This window comes from Algoriphagus ornithinivorans (assembly GCF_900115305.1).
In the GTDB taxonomy this organism is placed as follows: domain Bacteria; phylum Bacteroidota; class Bacteroidia; order Cytophagales; family Cyclobacteriaceae; genus Algoriphagus; species Algoriphagus ornithinivorans.
Genome location: NZ_FOVW01000013.1, coordinates 1 through 19,329, shown reverse-complemented (window position 1 = coordinate 19,329; position 19,329 = coordinate 1). Strand labels below are relative to the sequence as shown.

15 protein-coding genes and 1 pseudogene are annotated in these 19,329 nt (G+C 33.8%); 15 read left to right on the top strand and 1 reads right to left on the bottom strand.

Annotated features, from left to right (window positions below; translation table 11 throughout):
• Positions 1-15 precede the first annotated feature (15 nt).
• The 15 genes from BM073_RS16970 to BM073_RS16900 all read left to right on the top strand — a co-directional run bounded on the left by BM073_RS16970 (position 16) and on the right by BM073_RS16900 (position 18,660).
• Complete coding sequence (locus tag BM073_RS16970) at positions 16-801, top strand: class I SAM-dependent methyltransferase (RefSeq protein ID WP_091655533.1); 786 nt, start codon at positions 16-18, stop codon at positions 799-801.
• On the top strand, positions 785-1,894 hold the full coding sequence (locus BM073_RS16965) for a glycosyltransferase family 4 protein (RefSeq protein WP_091655532.1): 1,110 nt from the start codon (positions 785-787) through the stop codon (positions 1,892-1,894). Before BM073_RS16970 ends, BM073_RS16965 begins: the two co-directional genes overlap by 17 nt.
• A gap of 146 nt (positions 1,895-2,040) precedes the next feature.
• Complete coding sequence (locus BM073_RS16960) at positions 2,041-3,030, top strand: GDP-mannose 4,6-dehydratase (protein ID WP_091655531.1); 990 nt, start codon at positions 2,041-2,043, stop codon at positions 3,028-3,030.
• A 754-nt stretch (positions 3,031-3,784) separates the two neighbouring features.
• Entirely contained in the window at positions 3,785-4,051 is a 267-nt protein-coding gene (locus tag BM073_RS16955; protein ID WP_091655530.1) for a hypothetical protein, read from the top strand.
• Positions 4,052-4,208: 157 nt separating this feature from the next.
• Positions 4,209-5,054 carry a lipopolysaccharide biosynthesis protein gene (locus BM073_RS16950; protein ID WP_139217520.1) on the top strand — a complete coding sequence of 282 codons (846 nt, stop codon included), beginning with the start codon at positions 4,209-4,211 and terminating at the stop codon, positions 5,052-5,054.
• A gap of 262 nt (positions 5,055-5,316) precedes the next feature.
• Positions 5,317-6,117 (top strand): glycosyltransferase family 2 protein, encoded by an 801-nt coding sequence (locus tag BM073_RS16945; protein WP_091655528.1) that lies wholly within the window; start codon positions 5,317-5,319, stop codon positions 6,115-6,117.
• The gene (locus BM073_RS16940; protein WP_091655527.1) at positions 6,114-7,415 is read left to right on the top strand and encodes an O-antigen polymerase; all 1,302 of its coding nucleotides are present in this window, start codon (positions 6,114-6,116) and stop codon (positions 7,413-7,415) included. Before BM073_RS16945 ends, BM073_RS16940 begins: the two co-directional genes overlap by 4 nt.
• Positions 7,409-8,614 carry a glycosyltransferase family 4 protein gene (locus BM073_RS16935; RefSeq protein WP_091655526.1) on the top strand — a complete coding sequence of 402 codons (1,206 nt, stop codon included), beginning with the start codon at positions 7,409-7,411 and terminating at the stop codon, positions 8,612-8,614. The genes BM073_RS16940 and BM073_RS16935 overlap by 7 nt, the downstream gene beginning before the upstream one ends.
• Positions 8,615-8,693: 79 nt before the next feature.
• Positions 8,694-9,143: an acyltransferase gene (locus BM073_RS16930; protein ID WP_175557945.1), complete on the top strand. Its 450-nt coding sequence runs from the start codon at positions 8,694-8,696 to the stop codon at positions 9,141-9,143.
• On the top strand, positions 9,140-10,249 hold the full coding sequence (locus tag BM073_RS16925; protein ID WP_091655524.1) for a glycosyltransferase: 1,110 nt from the start codon (positions 9,140-9,142) through the stop codon (positions 10,247-10,249). The genes BM073_RS16930 and BM073_RS16925 overlap by 4 nt, the downstream gene beginning before the upstream one ends.
• Positions 10,246-12,369: a bi-domain-containing oxidoreductase gene (locus BM073_RS16920; protein ID WP_091655523.1), complete on the top strand. Its 2,124-nt coding sequence runs from the start codon at positions 10,246-10,248 to the stop codon at positions 12,367-12,369. Before BM073_RS16925 ends, BM073_RS16920 begins: the two co-directional genes overlap by 4 nt.
• Positions 12,370-12,493: 124 nt before the next feature.
• Complete coding sequence (locus tag BM073_RS16915; protein ID WP_091655522.1) at positions 12,494-14,080, top strand: alginate lyase family protein; 1,587 nt, start codon at positions 12,494-12,496, stop codon at positions 14,078-14,080.
• On the top strand, positions 14,077-15,291 hold the full coding sequence (locus BM073_RS16910) for a glycosyltransferase family 4 protein (RefSeq protein WP_091655521.1): 1,215 nt from the start codon (positions 14,077-14,079) through the stop codon (positions 15,289-15,291). Before BM073_RS16915 ends, BM073_RS16910 begins: the two co-directional genes overlap by 4 nt.
• 251 nt (positions 15,292-15,542) lie before the next feature.
• Complete coding sequence (locus tag BM073_RS16905) at positions 15,543-16,949, top strand: capsule assembly Wzi family protein (RefSeq protein WP_175557944.1); 1,407 nt, start codon at positions 15,543-15,545, stop codon at positions 16,947-16,949.
• Between the two features lie 634 nt (positions 16,950-17,583).
• Positions 17,584-18,660 carry an IS110 family RNA-guided transposase gene (locus BM073_RS16900; protein ID WP_091655519.1) on the top strand — a complete coding sequence of 359 codons (1,077 nt, stop codon included), beginning with the start codon at positions 17,584-17,586 and terminating at the stop codon, positions 18,658-18,660.
• A 367-nt stretch (positions 18,661-19,027) separates the two neighbouring features.
• Here BM073_RS16900 and BM073_RS16895 read toward each other — a convergent pair.
• Positions 19,028-19,329, bottom strand: a pseudogene (locus BM073_RS16895) (IS3 family transposase); the annotation flags it as partial.

The window sequence follows — 19,329 nt, the reverse complement described above, 5'->3', positions numbered from 1 at the left end:
TAAAAGATTGAAAAAATGAAATGTAAAATATGTAATACTGAAAACAAATCTTGTTTTTCAAGTAAAATATTAAATAAGTATGAAATAAATTACTTTCACTGTAGTAAATGCGATTTTCTTCAAACTGAGGAACCCTATTGGCTTGAGGAAGCTTATTCAAATCCAATAAACTTATCTGATACAGGATACATGGTGCGGAATTTAAATTATTCTAAAAAATTGACAATTTTATTACGCCTACTTTTTGACAAGAACGGAATGTTTTTAGATTATGCAGGTGGTTATGGTGTTTTTGTTCGTTTGATGCGAGATAGGGGATTCAATTTTAAGTGGACTGATAAATATACTCAGAATTTGTTTGCTGGAGGATTTGAATGGGATTTAAAATCAAATATTGAGGCAGTGACATTGTTCGAAGTTTTTGAGCACTTTGTTGATCCCATGTGTGAAATAAGAAATCTATTGAAATTTACAGATACTATTATTTTTTCAACCGAATTGCATCCAAATCCATTGCCTCAACCAAAAAACTGGTGGTATTATGGTTTGGAACATGGTCAACATGTTTCACTGTATTCCAAAGTGACACTTTCATTTATTGCAAATGAATTTGGATTAAATTATTATAATATAGGTTCATTACATATTCTTACAAAAAAGCGGATATCAAAAATTATATTAATCATCTCCAGATTAAATAAGTTTGGATTTGATAATTTATTTACAAAAAATATTCGATCAAAGACATGGTCTGATCATGAATTTATAAAAAAGAATCTATTCAATGAAAATATCCTATGATTATCAGATTTTTACAAATCAATCCCATGGTGGGATATCGCGCTATTATGCAATTCTTGCAAAAGAACTTTCGAAGCAAAATCAGGATGTCAGAATATTAGCTGGCTTTCATCGAAACAGTTATATCGAAGGTTTACCTTCGGATATTGTTAGTGGTCGAAGGATGGACAAGTATCCTAAGAAAACAGGTCGATTTTTTCAATTACTTAATCATGGTCTGAGCCAAGTTCAGATGGGTGTTGAGAGGCCGGACATCATCCATGAGACTTACTATTCAGATTGGCCCCGGTTTAAGTTCAGTGCCTGTAGGGTAAGCAGCGTGTATGATATGATCCATGAGTTATTTAGTTCAGATCTTTCTAAGCCTGACAGAACCACACAGTTGAAAAAAGCGACATTCTCAAGGATAGATCATATCCTGAGCATTTCGGAAAGTACAAAAAGTGACTTGATCAAATTATTTGAGATTCCTGAGGAAAAAATTTCTGTGGTACATCTCGGGGTTGATTTGGAATCTTTTCAGGTTCAAAAAAGAGAAAATAAAATTAATCGAAAGCCTTACCTGATGTATGTAGGTATGCGGACCAGCTATAAAAACTTTCTGGGTTTAATGAAGGCTTACGCTTCTTCTGAAAAGTTAAAAGCTGATTTCGATATCATTGCTTTTGGTGGAGGAGTTTTCAATAGACAGGAAAAGGAATTGTTTAAAAAGCATAATTTAAGTAAGGAGCAAGTTCGGCAGATCAGCGGTGATGACTGCGATCTTGTTCAACTTTATACCCAAGCTGCTGCATTTGTTTATCCGTCTTTATATGAAGGTTTTGGTTTGCCACCATTGGAAGCCATGGCTGCCGGCTGTCCGGTAGTTACTTCCAATACGAGTTCGATGCCTGAAGTCATCAGGCAGGCGGGAGAGTATTTTAACCCAAATGAATGTGAGGAAATGAAACATGCAATCGAGCGAGTGGTTTATTCATCTGAGCGGTGCAAAGAATTGATTGAACTCGGATACGAGAACATTAAGGATTTTTCCTGGGAAAAATGTGCCAGGGAAACCCTTAAGGTTTATCAGAATTTAATAGGGCTTAGATAACTGAATAGTGACATTAACCTTGTTTTCATGTTTTGATGGCGGGAAGTTGGAAGACTCTCTACCAGCAGGAAAGAGGTTAAAATGCTAAATAATACCTATTCTTAAAATGTTTTTTTAATACTGGTAAATAAGTACATACAAAAAAATTGAAAACCGCATTAATCACAGGTATTTCGGGTCAGGATGGAGCCTATTTGGCTCAATTGCTCCTTCAAAAAGGCTATAAGGTCATTGGATTGAGCCGACAAACTGACCGAAAAGCTTTTCATCGCCTAACCTATTTGGGCATAGAAGAGAAGGTAATCCTAGATACTTGCGATCTGGCAGTTTTGCAAGAAGTAATTGACTTCCTGGAAACCCATAAGCCAGATGAAATCTATAATCTGGCGGCACAGAGTTCGGTAGGTCAGTCCTTTCAATTTCCACAGGAAACTTTCACCTTCAACACTTTAAGTGTGATGAACTTGCTGGAAGGGATCAGGAGATTCGACAAGAAGATCCGTTTTTACCAAGCTTCCAGCAGCGAAATGTTTGGAAACGTGAGCTTGCAGAATCTTCCTATCAAGGAATCCCTGCTTTTTCACCCGGCGAGTCCATATGGTATTTCCAAGGCTTCGGCACATTGGTTGGCAGTCAACTACCGGGAAGCTTATGGATTATTTACGGCATGCGGCATCCTGTTCAATCATGAATCTGCCCTGCGGGGAGAGAATTTTGTCATAAAAAAGATTATCAATACTGCAGTTCAGATTAGGAACGGAGAAGCAGAGGAGTTGACGGTTGGTAATTTGGCGATAAGTAGGGATTGGGGCTATGCTCCCAAATATGTGGAGGCCATGTGGCGTATGCTGCAAAAGGATAGTCCTTCGGATTATGTTATTTGCTCGGGACAAGTGACCTCTTTGCTTGAATTATTGAATCAGGTTTTTCTCAAACTTGACTTAGACCTTAGAACCCATATTCGGATAGATCCCAACCTTCTACGATCCCTCGACTTGGCTATTATCTATGGAGATAATGCCAAGGCCAAGCAAGAACTGGATTGGGAATATGAAATGGATACTTTGGGCTTAATTTCAAAATTGATTGAAGATGAAAAAGACTGGATGAATTGGAAAAAAACCAGATTTGAATAAGCCTTTCAGAGTTTTTTTATATACAATCAGAGGTCAGAATTTCGGAATAGAGATTCTCTTCGAGGAAATTGAAAAAAAAAAATCTCCGTCAAGATTTAGGTCTAAAGTTATATTAACCAATGAATACGAAGTATTATAGTCACCCGTTATGTGATTCTGCTTATCTGACATTTAATCAAATGCAAATATAAGTTAGAGTGGGATTTAAATACAATTTGGCAAGAGATAAGATGTAGTTAGATATTAAGCTTTTTCTAAAAAGAAAATTAATTTCTTTTCATTTGAAGAATAGAATATTGCGGAGGGGAGATATTATTTTATTGTATAAGTAGTTTGTTTAAAAATCCTAAAAATCACTATCAATATAATATTTCCCTATCCGGTATCCGACAGACTCTATCTTTTCTTAGTTCAAAATCCATTAAAAATAATTAATAGCTTAGTAAATTTTACTTGATCAATAAGTTTTAACAATTTTAAAACTTTTATAAATTGATAATAAAGATTTTAAATTAATTTCTATCTATCCTTACTAGAGCTTTACTATTGGCTATAGTGAGTTATCCAGGTAGGATTAGATCAGATAATTAATATTAATTTATTACTTATTAAATTAATATCCTGATAGATTACTTTTTTCAAAATTAAAGTATTTAAAAAACTAATTTAATACGAAGTGAATAATAATATTTCAAATTGACTTTTAATTATTTGTGTTGTTTTGGATAAAAATTAAGATTCTTGGGGGTCACGAATGATCAGTCAAAGTAAAAAAAATATTCTAGCACTCTTCTTCATTAAGGGTTATAGTATTGCAGTGAGTTTAGCTTTAATTCCATTAACGTTAAAGTTGTTAAATGAATTTCAATATGGTATTTGGATTACTTTATTCAATGTTTTGTCATGGATCTCTATTTTTGACATAGGAATTGGCAATGGTTTACGTAATAAATTTACGGAGGCTTTGGCAAAGAATAAAATTGAGGAAGCAGGTAAGTATGTTAGTACTGCTTATTTTTAATGTTTGGAATTTCAATAATACTAATATTAATTATCATGCTTCCTTGGCTGATGTTGGATTTCACAAACATTTTTAATGTGCCAAGTAAATTTGGCAATGATTTTTTTTCCTTGTAGGAATAGCATTATTGCTTACAAGTTTTCAATTTTGTTTAAAATTGATAGGTACTTTACTAACAGCAAATCATAAACCAGCATGGTCTGCATTATTAGGTACTATTTCAAATACCTTGGTGTTACTTTTTTTATGGCTTGGAAATGCTTTAGTTGCCGATAGTCTATTTATCGTGGTTTTTATCTGCACCGGTGTACTTTTACTAGTTTTCTCAGTAGGTAGCCTAAATTTATTTAGCAATCAGTTTAAGAGGATAAGTCCTACTATTAGTTTCTTTAGAAAAGATAAGGTAAATAGCTTATTTTCTCTTGGGGTACATTTTTTTGTTATTCAGATTACTGTAGTTATTATTTTCTCAACTGATAGTATGATAATCACACATACACTAGGACCTAGGGAGGTAACTACCTACCATATTGTGCTACGTTATTTCGGAGTTGTAGCGATGGCTGCTGGTATTGTAATAACTCCATTTTGGAGTGCCTATACTGAGGCTTCATTAAAAAATGATTTTACTTGGATAAAATCTGCTCTTAAAAAGCAATTATTAGCTATGATATTTGTGGTTGCTATGATTGTAATTTTGTTAATTTTATCAAAATGGTTAATTCCTTTTTGGATACAAAAAGAGACTAATTTTAGTTATAATTTTCTTATAGTTATGGCTTTTTATGCTTTAATTCTTGTTTGGAATAATATTTTTTTTTTATTAAATGGGTTAAGTATTACAAATGTAAAAAATCTCACCTCCATTTTAGGAATACTCATTAATATACCTTTATCTATTTATTTTGCTCAAATGTGGGGTTATGGAGGAGTGATCTTAGCTACTATAATTTCTTTATCTTTTTTGCAGTATTTGGCCCTTTGCAAGCATTTTCATACTTAAAAAACAGAATTAAAGATATTAATTAATATCTTTTGCTATTTAATTGTGGAGTTTTCTTGATTGGCATGTCAAATGAATAGATGTATTATTTTAATCTTTTTAAGATATGGCAAATATTATTATTCATATTTATGATAATAAAAAATTAAAACTTTATTGTAATAGATTATATTTAATACATAGATAATTTTATTTGTTTCAAATTGTCTAAATTTAAAGCTAATTAAAATAGTCTATTTTATAATAATTATATAATATTAAAATGAAAAAAAATCCAAAAATTTCCATAATAATGCCTAGTTATAATCAAGTAGAATATTTAGAGCGTTCTATTCTTTCTATTTTATCTCAAGGTTATTCAGATTTGGAGTTAATAATAATTGACGGTGGATCAGAGGACGGTAGTTTGGAAATAATAAGAAAATATGAGAAACAAATTTATTATTGGGTAAGTGAAAAAGATAGAGGTCAAGGGAATGCACTTAATAAAGGATTTAGAATAGCCTCCGGTGATCTTATTGGATGGCAAAATTCTGATGATATTTATTTACCTGGATCTTTTGAATTAATAGCTGAAGAGTGGTTGAGAGATTCAAGTTATGATGTTTATTATGGTAATATTTATCATATTGATGAAGATGACCAAATCATTAATAAATGTTATTTCGCTCCCTTTTACTTTAATGTTTGGAAGTATTATGATATTAATATCGCAAATCAGGGATTGTTCTTTAACGTCAAAATAAAGGATGATTTAATAATTGATGAATCATTTAGATATGCAATGGATGCTAATTTATACTTTCAATTAGCTTCAAAAAATAAAAAGTTTCTTTTTATTAATTCTTTTTTGGGAGCATTTAGGATTCAAAAAGATAGTAAAACATCTAAGATTAAAGATGTTAGTTTAATTGAAGCTAAACAAATACGTGAAAAATTTGGAGTTAGTTTTTCTTCAATCAATTTTAAAATAAATCGGTTTAGTTCATTTATTTATGTTATAATCATGAAATTTCGTTATGGTGGATTTATTTATACAGTGAAAAAAAGGTTAAAGAAATGAATTTTTTTTATTTTATTCTTGTTATTTCTTTTAACTTTTCAGTTTATTTTTTGTTTTATCAATATATTCAAAAAACTGGAGGATGGAAATCAAACTTAATAATATTTATATTTATTGTTTTTTTATTTCATTTTACTTTTATTGTACCATTGTATTTCTTTTTTTCTGGAAGAACCCACATTTGGGATAATAATGAATTTCTTGTTGGTTTTGGGCCTGATATTTCTGACTATTATTTATATGGTTTCTTGGTATACGGCCTTGGGACGCTCTTTCTATTGTTTGGTTATTTAGTTAGAATTCCTAAGTTAAAATATATTTTTTCAAATAAAACTATATCAGAAGGAAAAGTAGTTTTATTTTTTTATATATTTTACTTTTTAATAATTTTTAATTTCTTAGTTTCAGGAATTAATCCTTTATCGACTTTAATTAATGGAAGTGATAATACAATTATTGGTCAAGAAACCTTTTCTAATTATTTAAGAAATTTTGCAGATTCATTAATATCTCTTCTTATTATTGCATATGCATATAAAATTAGTAGTAAAAAGTTTTATTTAATGATTATTTTGAGTTTTATTCTCTTTATTTTAATGGGATTTAGGTATCGTATTATTTTATCTTTATTAGGTTTTTTGTTCGTGTATTTGCTTGAAGGAAAAATGATTTCTTTTAGAAGTATAATTAATTTTTCATTTTTCTTTTTATTTATTCTTTTTATTACCTCTAATAGGTATGAATTTGCTAAAGGTAATTTTGATAATCCTATAGAAAATTTTAGAAAGTCAAATGTTGATTTAATTTTTGAACAAACTAGAAGTAGTCTTCCTGATTTAGCTGTATTTAAGTATATAGATAAAAATGTTAATTCTGAAATTTCTTATGATTATGGTCTAACCTTCTTATATACCTTTATTAGATTTTTACCTAGATCTATATTTGGAGATTTGAAAGACTTATTGTATCCACCTCCGGCATTTATCGTAATAGATAGAGCTTATGCCTTACCGAATCATTTTGGTTCTTTAGGTGAAACCCCTACGTTATTTGCATACTTTTACATTGCTTTTGGTATTATTGGGGTTTGTTTTTTATCGTTTTTACTTGGCTTCGTGATAAAATTTTTTAAAATGAAAACAGATTATTCAAGTTCTGGTGTTATTCTTCAAATTATTTTTGGAGTCAGTTTATTTCAATTTGTTTCTCGAGGTTATTTCCCTCAATATATGGATACTCTATTATTTATGATTTTGCCTTTGTTTTTATTCAATAAAAAGTTAAATATTTTATGGTAAAAAAAGTTGTTACAGCGCATACTGGTGCTAGAGATGATTATCAGCTTTCTTTAGCCTTTAATGAAGTTTATTTACTGGAAAAATTGGTTACCGACTTATATTTTAAGAAGCCTAGAGCCTTTTTTGGACTTGTTAATACGATCCGTTCCAAATCTGAATTAAGTTTAGCTAGAGTTAATAGTAATTGGGTATTAGGTTTGGATCTTATTAGAAAAAAAATTTTTAAAGGTTCTAACCATTCAAGGCTAGTAGATAGTATCTTATCAAATAAGGCTCTAAATATAGCTATTAATTCTAATTCAAATTTATTTTTGTATAGTTATTATGCATATGAAGCTTTTTTTAATGCTAGTAGATTTGGATTTGATGGGTCTAAAATTTTATTTCAATTGCATCCTCATCCATCTAGTATTAGAAATATTTTAGGTAATGAGGTAGAAAGATATCCTTTTTGTTTACAGTCAATAAATAGTGAACTTGAATTTCATTTAAGTGAAATGGACCTGTATAAATTAAAGAATGAATCTGTTATTGCTGATTATGTTTTTGTAGCTAGTTCATTTACCAAAAATACGCTCATGGAAAATGGTATAAATTCAAATAAAATATTTGTAGTTCCATACGGTGTAAATCATTCGATGTTTCCGTATGTTAAAAAACATAATACAAAAGGAAAATTTACAATTCTATTTATGGGCCAAATGGTTCAAAGAAAAGGATTAGCGGATTTGCTATATTCTGTTGAACTACTTAAATCCTCTAATTTAAAAGTTATAATATGTGGTAGAGGAAATATAGATATTGGAATATTAAATCATTTTTCTCATTTAGATTTGGACATTAGGCACAATGTTTCAAATTTTGAATTATTGGAGATTGTTAAAGAAGTTAATTTGTTTGTTATGCCTTCTTTAGTTGAAGGGTTTGGACACGTTATATTGGAGGCTATGTCAATGGGTCTGGTTCCCATCACAACATCCAATACATGTGGACCAGACGTGATTACTGATGAACTGAATGGTTTTATTGTAAAGCCAAAAGATCCACACGAATTAGCAACATTAATTGATTCTAAAATATCCAGAATTAATGATTTAAATGAAATGGGACATCTAGCTTCTATTAGAGCTAATGAATTTAGCTGGGAAAAATTTAGAAATTCAATAATTTTTAATTATCTTTCATTATATGAAGATTAAACGGTTAGCAGGACGATCATTGTTTTATATTTTTAAGTTCTTATTAAGACCTATTAGTATACTTAATCACAGGCTTTTCATGTTTTTTTATATCAAACTTCTTAAATTTGGTGGGATTAAATTCAAGGGAAAACCAAGGTATATAGGATATAATGTTATTTTTGATGATTTTAATTTAATTGAGTTTGGTGATCGTGTTGTTATATCAGATGATTGTCACTTTTTGACTCATGACTATAGTATCACAACAGTTCTTATCTATAAAAAGTATAATGTAGTTAATGATTTGGCGATTAACCGTGGTATTTGTGTTGGTAATAATGTTTTTATTGGTAAAAAATCAATTATTATGCCTAATTCAATTATAGGAAATAATATAATTATTGGCGCTGGTAGTATTGTGAGGGGTTATCTTGAAGATGGTTTTATTTATTCTGGTAATCCTGCAATAAAAGTAAAATCTTTAGATTCACAATATGAAAAATGGCTTCCTTTACTAGAGTCTGATTTTATAAGAATTGATAAATGAATATTTTAATTAATTGCTCCAATTTAAAGATTGGGGGAGGAATTCAGGTGGCTCATTCATTTTTAGATTTAATAAAAAATGAAAAAGGTTATAAGTTTTTTATTGTTTTGTCTGATTTTTTAAAATGCCAAATTGATTTAGGTGAATATGATGAAAATTTTAAATTTTATTATTATAATATACCTTACAAATTAAATGTTATTACAGGCATCGATTTTTTTTTGGATAACTTAATTTGCAATTATAATGTTGATGTTGTTTTTTCAATATTTGGTCCTACTTACTGGCATCCTAAGGTAAGGCATATTGTAGGTTACGCTAAGCCTCATTATGTATATTCTGATTCTCCATATTTTAAAATAATTTCATTTAAAGAAAGGATCTTACTTTCAATCAAGCGATTTTTTCATTTACGAGATTTCAAAAATAATTCTGATATTTTAATAACTGAAAACGAAGATGTGACAAAAAAATTAAAGGTTCTTTTTCCAAAAAAAAATATTTATACTGTTACAAATTTTTATAATCAAATATTTGATTTCCCTGAAAAATGGGATAGAAGCTTAAATCTCCCCAATTTTGATGGCTTTACATTGTTGACTGTTTCAGCTAATTATCCTCATAAAAACCTAAAAATTATTCTTCATGTTGCGAAGTTTTTTATTAGTAACCATAAAAATTTTAAATTTCGTTTTATTCTTACGGTTGAAAAAGATCAATTCCCTATTGATTACTTTAAAGAGGTTGAGGAACATATTGTTTTTTTGGGTAACGTAAATATTCTTCAAGTTCCGTATTTATATTCTAAAGTAGATGCTGTTTTTCTCCCTTCTTTACTTGAATGCTTCACTGCAACTTATCCTGAAGCAATGAGAATGGAAAAGCCAATTCTTACCTCAGATCTCGATTTTGCTCGAAGTTTGTGTAATAATTCTGCTTGTTATTTTAAACCTTTAGATCCCATTGATATTTCTAATAAAATTTTGCTTTTAGTTAATGATGTTAACCTCAAATTTAAGCTTGTTGATTTTGGTTTAAAACGTTTATCGTATTTTGATGATTATAAAATGCGAGCAAAAAAGTATATGGAAATTATTAAAAAATGAAACAAATAATCCAAGACCTTAAAAACGGAGATACTATCTTAGAAGAAGTACCAGCACCTTTGGTTAAACCAGGTCAAGTACTGATTCAAACTACCCGATCATTGGTTTCCCTAGGAACTGAACGAATGTTGGTAGAATTTGGTAAAGCTAACTTTCTTCAAAAAGCTCGTCAACAGCCGGATAAAGTCAAAGAAGTAATCAATAAAGTGAAGACAGATGGACTACAACCAACTGTTAATGCTGTATTTAATAAATTAGGCCAACCACTTCCATTAGGCTATTGCAATGTGGGAAAAGTGATTGCCATCGGAAAGGGAGTAGAAGATTTTGCGATAGGTGATCGTGTTTCTTCCAATGGTCATCATGCGGAATATGTTTCGGTTCCCAAAAATCTTGTAGCTAAAATCCCAGATGGAGTTTCAGATGAAGAGGCTGCATTTACTGTTATTGGTTCTATTGGTCTTCAGGGTATTCGATTAGCCAATCCTTCTTTTGGGGAGACGGTTGTAGTTGTGGGTTTAGGATTGATTGGTTTGATTACTGCCCAGTTGCTGAAAGCTAATGGATGTCAGGTAATTGGTTTTGACTATGATCCTTCTAAGGTTGCTTTAGCTTCTTCTTTTGGAATTATTGCAGTGAATCCGGGAGAAGGAATTGACCAAGTCGCATTTGTTCAGGATTATACTCAAGGGGTAGGAGCGGATGCTGTAATTATCACTGCCTCCAATAAAAGCAATGAGATCATTTCTCAGTCTGCCAAGATGTCCAGAAAGAAGGGACGGATCATCTTGGTTGGGGTTATAGGATTGGATATTTCCCGTGCGGACTTTTTTGAAAAGGAATTGACATTCCAGGTTTCTTGTTCCTACGGTCCTGGTCGTTATGATGAATCCTACGAGCAAAAAGGTCAGGACTATCCACTGCCTTATGTCCGTTGGACTGAAAAACGAAATTTTGAAGCGATTCTTCAAGCTCTTGCATCCAAATCTATCCAGGTAGAGCCTTTGATTACCGATCGAGTTCCCTTAGAACAGTATCAGCAGATTTATGGGGATATGAGCGGAAGCAAGTCCATCGCGAGTATTTTGCTATATCCTGAGAAATCAAGCGAACCACAGCGGTCCATTTCCATTACTTCCAACACTTTCCAAGCCGGAAAAGGAACTTTGGGAATCATTGGTTCAGGAAATTTCACTTCTGCCATGATTCTTCCTTGCCTGAAAAAGACTCCTGCCAAACTTAAGTTCATTTCCAGCTCGGCTGGACTTTCGAGTACTACCTTGGCCAAGAAATTTGGGGTTGCTCAATCTACCACAGACAATAATCTGATTCTAAGAGATGCTGAAGTGGACTTGGTAATGGTGACTACCCGACACAATGCTCATGCTCGTATGGTGATTGATGCCCTCAGGGCTGGAAAACATGTGTTTGTCGAGAAGCCCTTAGCACTCAATCAGGAAGAATTAGATTTAGTAGTGGGAGCCTATGTTGAATCCGGAAAAACGGTTTCAGTAGGGTTCAATAGACGTTTTGCACCTTTGGCCCTTCAGATGAAAAGAGCATTGGGTTCTGGAAATACACCTATGAATATAGTTGCAACCATGAATGCGGGTGTGATTCCTGCCAATGTATGGGTGCATGATATGCAAGTAGGAGGGGGCAGAATCATCGGTGAGGCTTGCCATTTCATCGATTTGATTAGCTATTTAGCTGGTTCAAAAGTCAAGTCCGTCTGCATGTCTTCTATGGGCATCAATCCGGAAGAGAACACCGACAATGCCACCATTTTGCTGAAATACGAGAATGGTACCAATGGGGTGATCAATTATTTTGCGAATGGTTCTAAGGCTTACTCCAAAGAACGGGTGGAAGTATACCATCAGGAGAGAACTTTGATCATGGATAATTGGAGAAAACTGAAGGGTTTTGGTTTTAAGAATTTCAGTTCAGCCTCATCCAGTCAGGATAAAGGACATCAGAATCAGTTTAATCTATTAATTGATTCCATTCAGAAAGGTGGAAATGCAATTATTCCTATGGATGATATAGTGAATACTACCAAGGCTAGTTTTGCGGCAATTGAGAGCCTTAAAACCGGGGCATGGGTTAGTTTGGATTAATTGAATTCTAGTTAACTAAGAAAAGTGTTTGAAGTGAACCCTTCACCATACCTTTAAATTTTAGGAAATAAAATGGGATTCTTATTGAGAGAAAGGGGCGTTGCTTCTAAATGAAAAATGCCCAATGCTCCCCAAGCTAAGTTTACTTTTTCGAACCCTTATTCATCTAAAGCCCATTCAGGCTATTTATCAGGTGAAAAATCGACTTTTCAAATCTGGCCCTCTTTCTTCTTTTCAAGTAGCTTTCACCAAAATTCAAAAACTTGATTTTTTTCAGGCTCCTGCAGTCAACACATTTTTAAGAGTAAATCCCGATCAATTCCATTTTGAATTTTTAAACCTTTCTCAAACCTATTCTAAATCCTCCTTAGATTGGAATGACCAATCTCACGGCAAACTCTGGAATTACAACCTTCAATATTTAGACTTTCTAAAACAGGATGATGTTCCCATAAAAATCAAAACTGATATTCTTAAAGATATTTATGCCTGGCTTTGGGCTGGAAGACTTCCTTTGGAACCCTATCCTGCTTCTCTAAGAATCATGAATATGATTCGGTTTTTAAATGAAAATGAGCTCGATTCGGAGGATGGAAATTTAGTAAAAACCTACTTGATTGCAGAGATTAATTACTTGTCCAAAAACTTAGAGTTTCACTTATTGGCAAATCATTTACTAGAAAATGCTTTTGCTTTTTGGATGGGGGCTTTGTATTTCAATAACGAAGCTTGGATAAATAAGGCGGGAAAACTATTAGAGTCGGAATTGAAAGAACAGACCCTATCGGATGGTGCTCACTATGAGCTAAGCCCAATGTATCATCAAATTATTCTTTTTAGAGTCATTGAAGCATACGTTCTTACTCCTGCTAAGTTTGGCATTAAAAATAAACTAAAACTGATTGCTGAGAAAATGCTCTGGTGGATGGATCAAATGACCTTTCAAAACGGTAGTCTTCCGCACTTCAATGATACCACAGAGCAAATTTCATATTCTTCTATCCAGCTTAAGAAGTTTGCATCATCAGCAGGGATCTTTTCTAGAAAGACTGGATTAAAAGAGTCAGGGTATAGAATATTCGAAACTGGTGGGTTTAAACTAATAGCTGACGTTGAAGGCATTAAACCTTCTTATCAGCCAGGGCATGCTCATGCAGATACATTTTCTTTCGTTCTTCACTATGATCATCAACCCTTAATTGTTGATCCAGGAATTTCTACTTACAATATCTCTTCAAGAAGGGATTGGGAACGTTCCACTATTGCTCACAATACTGTTACAATCGATGAAAGAAACTCTTCTCAGGTTTGGGCAGGATTCAGAGTTGGTAAAAGAGCGAATGTAAAAATTCAAGTCGATGAAAAGGATCATTTTTTAGGATTTCATACAGGTTTTGGGAATCAACTTCATCAGAGAGAATTTAGAATTCTAGATGACGAAATTTCAATTTTGGATCATATAAAAAATCCCATACTGGGCTCTAAGTTTGAGGCTAGATTTTACTTTCATCCAATGATTACTCCTGAAATTATTGATAATGAAGTGATTGCCTTGACTGAAAAAATAAAAATGAGAATTATAGGACATAAACAATTTTCAATTGAAGTCTATGATTATTGTATGGGGTTCAATTCATTAGCCCCTTCAAAATATTTAAAGGTGATATTTCAATCTGAAGCAATTTCCACAACAATATTTATCCAGGAATGAGAATATTATTTATTTCCGATAATTTTCCTCCAGAGATAAATGCTCCTGCCAATAGGACTTATGAACACTGTAAGGAGTGGGTTAAGTTGGGAGCTGAAGTAACCGTGATAACCTGCGCTCCTAATTTTCCAAAAGGGAAAGTTTTTTACGGATATAAGAATAAGTGGCGCTCAGAAGAAATTATTGATGGAATACGTGTGATCAGGGTCTGGTCCTACATTACTGCGAATGAAGGAATGCTCCGGAGAATTTTAGACTATATTAGTTTTGGTATTAGTTCTTTCCTTCAAGGATTATTTATTAAGTCGGATATTGTAATTGGTACTTCTCCTCAGTTTTTTAGTGCGATGTCAGCCTGGCAAATTTCGCTTTTTACCAGAAGACCTTGGGTGATGGAAGTTAGAGATCTGTGGCCAGAATCTATCATTGCGGTTGGTGCTATGAAAAACAAAAGAATTATTTCTTTTTTAGAGTGGATAGAAATGATGATGTATAGATCCGCAAATAAAATCATTGTGGTCACTGATACATTTAAGGTCAAGCTTTCAGAAAGAGGGGTGAAAGCTGATAAAATTTCTGTCTTTAAAAATGGTGTGGACTTAGGAAAATATTGGCCACAACCCAAATCTGAAAAATTAATCAGTAAATATAGTTTGCAAGGAAAATTTATTTTGGCCTATATTGGTACTCATGGAATGGCCCATGGACTTGATTTTATATTAGAACAAGCAAGGTTAATTCATGATGAATTAAAAAATGTCCATTTTTTGTTCATAGGAGACGGAGCAAACAAAGAAAATCTAGTAAAAAAGGCAGAAAATTATAGGTTGGAAAATGTGACATTTTTAGAATCTGTTCCTAAAAAAGAAGTATTAGAATATTTGAATTTAATGGATATTGCCTTAGTTAATTTGAAAAAGTCTGATACCTTTTTAACTGTTATCCCATCGAAAATATTTGAGGCTGCAGCAGTTGAAAAACCAATTTTATTAGGCTTGGAGGGAGAAACTAAAGGAATTATTCAAAAATATGGGGCAGGTATTTGCTTTGAGCCTGAAAACGCAATACAGTTTAGAGAGTCTGTTAAAGCTATGTATAATAAAAGAGAGAATCTTAGTGAGTACAAGCGCGGTTGTAAAAAATTAGCAATCGATTTTGAAAGGAAGAAAATTGCGAAAAGCATGTTAGAAAGTCTGAAAGAGGTAGGATGAGGGTTTTCCTTATATTTTTATTTTCGGCCGTTTGTTCAGGAGTATTTGCCCAGAGCTTAATTCCAGAATTTTGGGCCAACGAATTATTTAGAAGGAATCAATTAATTGGGATAGATTCTTTAGACTATAGCTTTTCACTTCGATCTATTGAAACGGATTATAATGATTTTGGGTATAATCAGAAGGTATTATTTGATTTAGGAGATCAATTTCGAATACATCAGTCTCCTGTTTTTATTAATTCTAAATTTTTGACAAAAAGGCCCTACGGTTTTGGAGATGGGAGCTTAATTCCTACACCTGGATTACAGATTTCAATACTTTCTGGCATCAATGCTAAATGGAGGTTTATTTATTTAGATATTCAGCCGGAATTATTTTTTTCTACAAACTCCCAATTTGCTGGCTATTCATCAGATTTTTCAAATACTGTTAACCGTGACAAATTTTATTTCTGGAACAATTCAGATTATCCTGAGCGATTTGGAAATGGTGTTTATTCTAGACTTGGTTGGGGACAAAGCAGTTTAACTTTTAGATATGGAAGCTTTGAAACTGGAGTTTCAACAAAAAATTTGTGGTGGGGTCCTGGTCAGTGGAATTCATTGATTTTCTCCACAAATGCGCCCGGATTTCCACATCTTACTTTTAAGACCTTTAAACCAGCAAAAACATTCCTTGGATTTTTTGAGGGAGAAATAATTGCGGGTAGGTTGGAAAATTCAGGATTCGATGCGGTTCAAGATGAAGAATTGAATGACTTATTTTTTAGGCCATTTACAGGTGATTGGAGGTATTTAAATGGAATAACTTTGACTTATTCCCCAAAGTGGACAAAAGGACTATCTTTTGGGTTTAGTAGAACCTTTCAAGTATACAGCCAACAAATGGGGAATACTTTTTCTGATTATTTACCAATTTTCGAGGCATTTCAGAAAGAAAGCTTTTTTCAAGATGGCAACTCTGTGATATTCGATGGGAATGGGAGAGATCAACAAATATCTATTTTTGCAAAAGTGGTGATTCCTAAAGTCAAGACAGACTTATATTTTGAATTTGGAAAAAGAGATCACAATTTTAATTGGAGAGAATTTATTCTAAATCCAGAGCATGCTAGAGCTTTTATTTTTGGGTTTAATCAAATGCTCAATTATAAATACAAAGATTATCAACTTCAATTAAGAGGTGAAATAGTTCATCAGCAGGAATCTGTAAATAGAATTGTCAGGTATGGTCCAAAAGGAGGATTAGCTTGGCATACACATACGAGAGCGAGAGGGTTTTCACATCTAGGTCAGCCTCTAGGGGTTGGCTTGGGTATAGGTTCCAATTCTCAGACTCTAGAGGTAGCAATGGTAGAAAACCTAAACAAGTTTGGTTTTTTAATTGAGCGTTTGGAGAATCATCAAGATTTTTACTATCGTGCATTTGGAACGGATTCTGAAAGAAAACCTTGGATAGACCTCTCCCTCGGTTTCCTCTACGACAAGAAATTCAAAAACCTACTTCTTAGCTCTAAACTTCAGCTCATCCATGCCCGAAACTACCAGTGGCAGTTAGATCCGGCAAGTTCTCCTGACTTTCCGAAAGGGAAAAATCTTACTTCAGTGATGGGGCAGGTGTCGGCGATCTATTTCTGGAATAAGAAGAAGGATTAGACGCTTGCTGTTTGTTGAGTAAATGTGTAATCGAGTAACTGGTTAATTGAGGGGAGAGTATTTGTTATTGGTTATTAGTTATTGGGATTGTCGCGCTATTCCAAGTTTATCTGCTCTGAAGCTATGTTTTCTATCCTCTCTATGTGGTTTAATAAATTTTTCTCCGTGATATCCCTAGTGGTCTTTGCGGCTCTGCGGTGAAAGAATGAAAGTCTCTCGCGGTGACGCGGCGGCGCAGCGGTTTTTGATCTCCCGCAAAGAGTGGAAGTGGAGAAGAAGGGATGAGAGTTGATAGTTATTGATTATTAGTTATTAGGGTATAGGTCCATTGAAGGGAGTTTTTTGATTTAGACTATGTGATCTATAAAATCTCCTATGTTAGCATCGGATTAAAAATTCACCTTTCAATCGATTAAATTTATTGAAAAGTGGTGAGGGATGAGAGCCAATATGTGACTAAATAATCAAAAGATATATTCTCACATAGATACCGCCTCATTCCTTTCTTTCTCTTTGAGTTTAAACAGAATGTAAGACGTAGCCGATTCGGGTACAGTCAGAATATCCAACCGGGAGACAAAACGAAGGGAGACATCCACTTTGATTGATTACTTCACTTTAACCTTTTAACTCTATGAAAGCGATCAAACAGACTCTCGGCGTGGATGTGGCTCAGGATGAATTGGTGTGTTCCTTTGGAATCCTTTACCAAGATCTGAATTGGCAGATTAAAGCTCGAAAAACCTTTGGGAACCACTCTTCCGGATTCAAGGCCTGTCTCAAGTGGGCTGAATCAATGAGAGATGCCAATTCCGAAGTTCTTTTTGTGATGGAAGCCACCGGGGTATACCATGAGAAGTTTGCCCACTGGCTGGTTGATCAGGGACAACAGCTGTCTATTGTCCTTCCCAACAAGATCAGCAACTACATGAGAACCCTGTCGATCAAAACGGTGACAGACAGTACCTGTGCCGATGCGATCACCCAGTTTGGATTGGAACGAAAACTGGATCTTTGGGCTCCTCCCAAACCCATTTTCAGAACCCTCAGACAGCTTACCAGGGAAAGAGACCAGATTGTAGCCGAACGGGTTACTGTTGACAATCAGATCCATGCCGAAAAAACTGAAGCCTTTCCCAATGCGAACAGCCTGAAGCGCTTGAATGTGCGAAGAAAACTGCTCTGCAAGCAGGAACAGGAAATCAAAAACGAAATCCATCAACTAGTGAAGTCTGATCAGGGGCTAGACCAGGATTGCAAGCGAATCACTTCCATTCCTGGAGTGGGAGAATTGACCGCAGTAATCGTTTTGGCAGAGACCAATGGATTCGAACTGGTAAGAAACAAGCGACAGCTCAGCAGTTATGCAGGGCTGGATGTGAAGGAAAAGCAATCGGGAACCTCTGTAAAAGGCAAGGCCAGAATCTCTAAAAAAGGAAACCGAAGTCTGAGAAAAGCAATGCACTTGCCAGCCTTAGCAGCCATCCGGCATTGCAATATTTACAAGGATACCTTTGCCAGACTGGTTGGAAGACATGGTATAAAAATGAAAGCTGCGGTAGCTGTTCAGCGAAAACTCTTGGAACTGATATACATCCTTTTTAAAAACAAAACCATCTTTGATCCCGACTATGAACAAAAAAGGGAAGACTGTAAAAACCATTCTTCCCTTCACAGTCTAGCTGGTGCCGACTTAAGCAACCAAATTTAAGAAAATCTATATTTCTTCTTGACTTTAAACACAGAATCTATGTGGTTTAATAGATTTTTCTCTGTGATATCCTTAGCGATCTCTGCGGCTCTGCGGAGAAAGAATTAAAGTCTCTCGCAGCGGCACAGCGACGCGGCGGTTTTTTTGATCTCCCGCAAAGAGTGGAAGTGGCGAAGAGGAGTGGAAGTTAACAGTTAATAGTTATTTGTTATTGGTGCTCGGTTCATTACAAGGTGTCTAAACTCAGTTAAACAATTACCCTATTACTCTTACAATTACCGATAAACACGAAAGTGGACCTGAACGTTGAACGTTGAACTCTGAACAAAGAAGCGTGTACATCCCTAAATAACGTTGACCGTTTGGTTCAACATTCATTTATAAATTCCATCGGGCATATATGAGCCAGAGGTTCTTCTCTTGGGCAAACTACTTGGGGGCTCGATGCCCCCGAGTAGTTTTTCTTTCCTTCGGTATAAACATTCACCGTCGGTCTTTCTTGGGCAGGTAAATCTAGTGTTTTTTGGTAGAATCCCATTGGTGTATACTTCATATCAAAGGCTCTGTGCAATCTTTTTGTATTATAGTTGTTGACCGCTTTTTTCACCTTTCTCTTTAGCTCATTTATATCTTTGATCTTCCATCTTTTGAGGTATTCATTTTTGATGA

What these genes read in the sequence shown, in the direction of transcription:
- BM073_RS16900 (WP_091655519.1), top strand. Translation starts at nt 17,584, where the DNA reads ATGAAAGCGATCAAACAGACTCTCGGCGTGGATGTGGCTCAGGATGAA.
- BM073_RS16920 (WP_091655523.1), top strand. Translation starts at nt 10,246, where the DNA reads ATGAAACAAATAATCCAAGACCTTAAAAACGGAGATACTATCTTAGAA.
- BM073_RS16925 (WP_091655524.1), top strand. Translation starts at nt 9,140, where the DNA reads ATGAATATTTTAATTAATTGCTCCAATTTAAAGATTGGGGGAGGAATT.
- BM073_RS16930 (WP_175557945.1), top strand. Translation starts at nt 8,694, where the DNA reads ATGTTTTTTTATATCAAACTTCTTAAATTTGGTGGGATTAAATTCAAG.
- BM073_RS16955 (WP_091655530.1), top strand. Translation starts at nt 3,785, where the DNA reads ATGATCAGTCAAAGTAAAAAAAATATTCTAGCACTCTTCTTCATTAAG.
- BM073_RS16935 (WP_091655526.1), top strand. Translation starts at nt 7,409, where the DNA reads ATGGTAAAAAAAGTTGTTACAGCGCATACTGGTGCTAGAGATGATTAT.
- BM073_RS16945 (WP_091655528.1), top strand. Translation starts at nt 5,317, where the DNA reads ATGAAAAAAAATCCAAAAATTTCCATAATAATGCCTAGTTATAATCAA.
- BM073_RS16940 (WP_091655527.1), top strand. Translation starts at nt 6,114, where the DNA reads ATGAATTTTTTTTATTTTATTCTTGTTATTTCTTTTAACTTTTCAGTT.
- BM073_RS16910 (WP_091655521.1), top strand. Translation starts at nt 14,077, where the DNA reads ATGAGAATATTATTTATTTCCGATAATTTTCCTCCAGAGATAAATGCT.
- BM073_RS16970 (WP_091655533.1), top strand. Translation starts at nt 16, where the DNA reads ATGAAATGTAAAATATGTAATACTGAAAACAAATCTTGTTTTTCAAGT.
- BM073_RS16965 (WP_091655532.1), top strand. Translation starts at nt 785, where the DNA reads ATGAAAATATCCTATGATTATCAGATTTTTACAAATCAATCCCATGGT.
- BM073_RS16915 (WP_091655522.1), top strand. Translation starts at nt 12,494, where the DNA reads ATGCTCCCCAAGCTAAGTTTACTTTTTCGAACCCTTATTCATCTAAAG.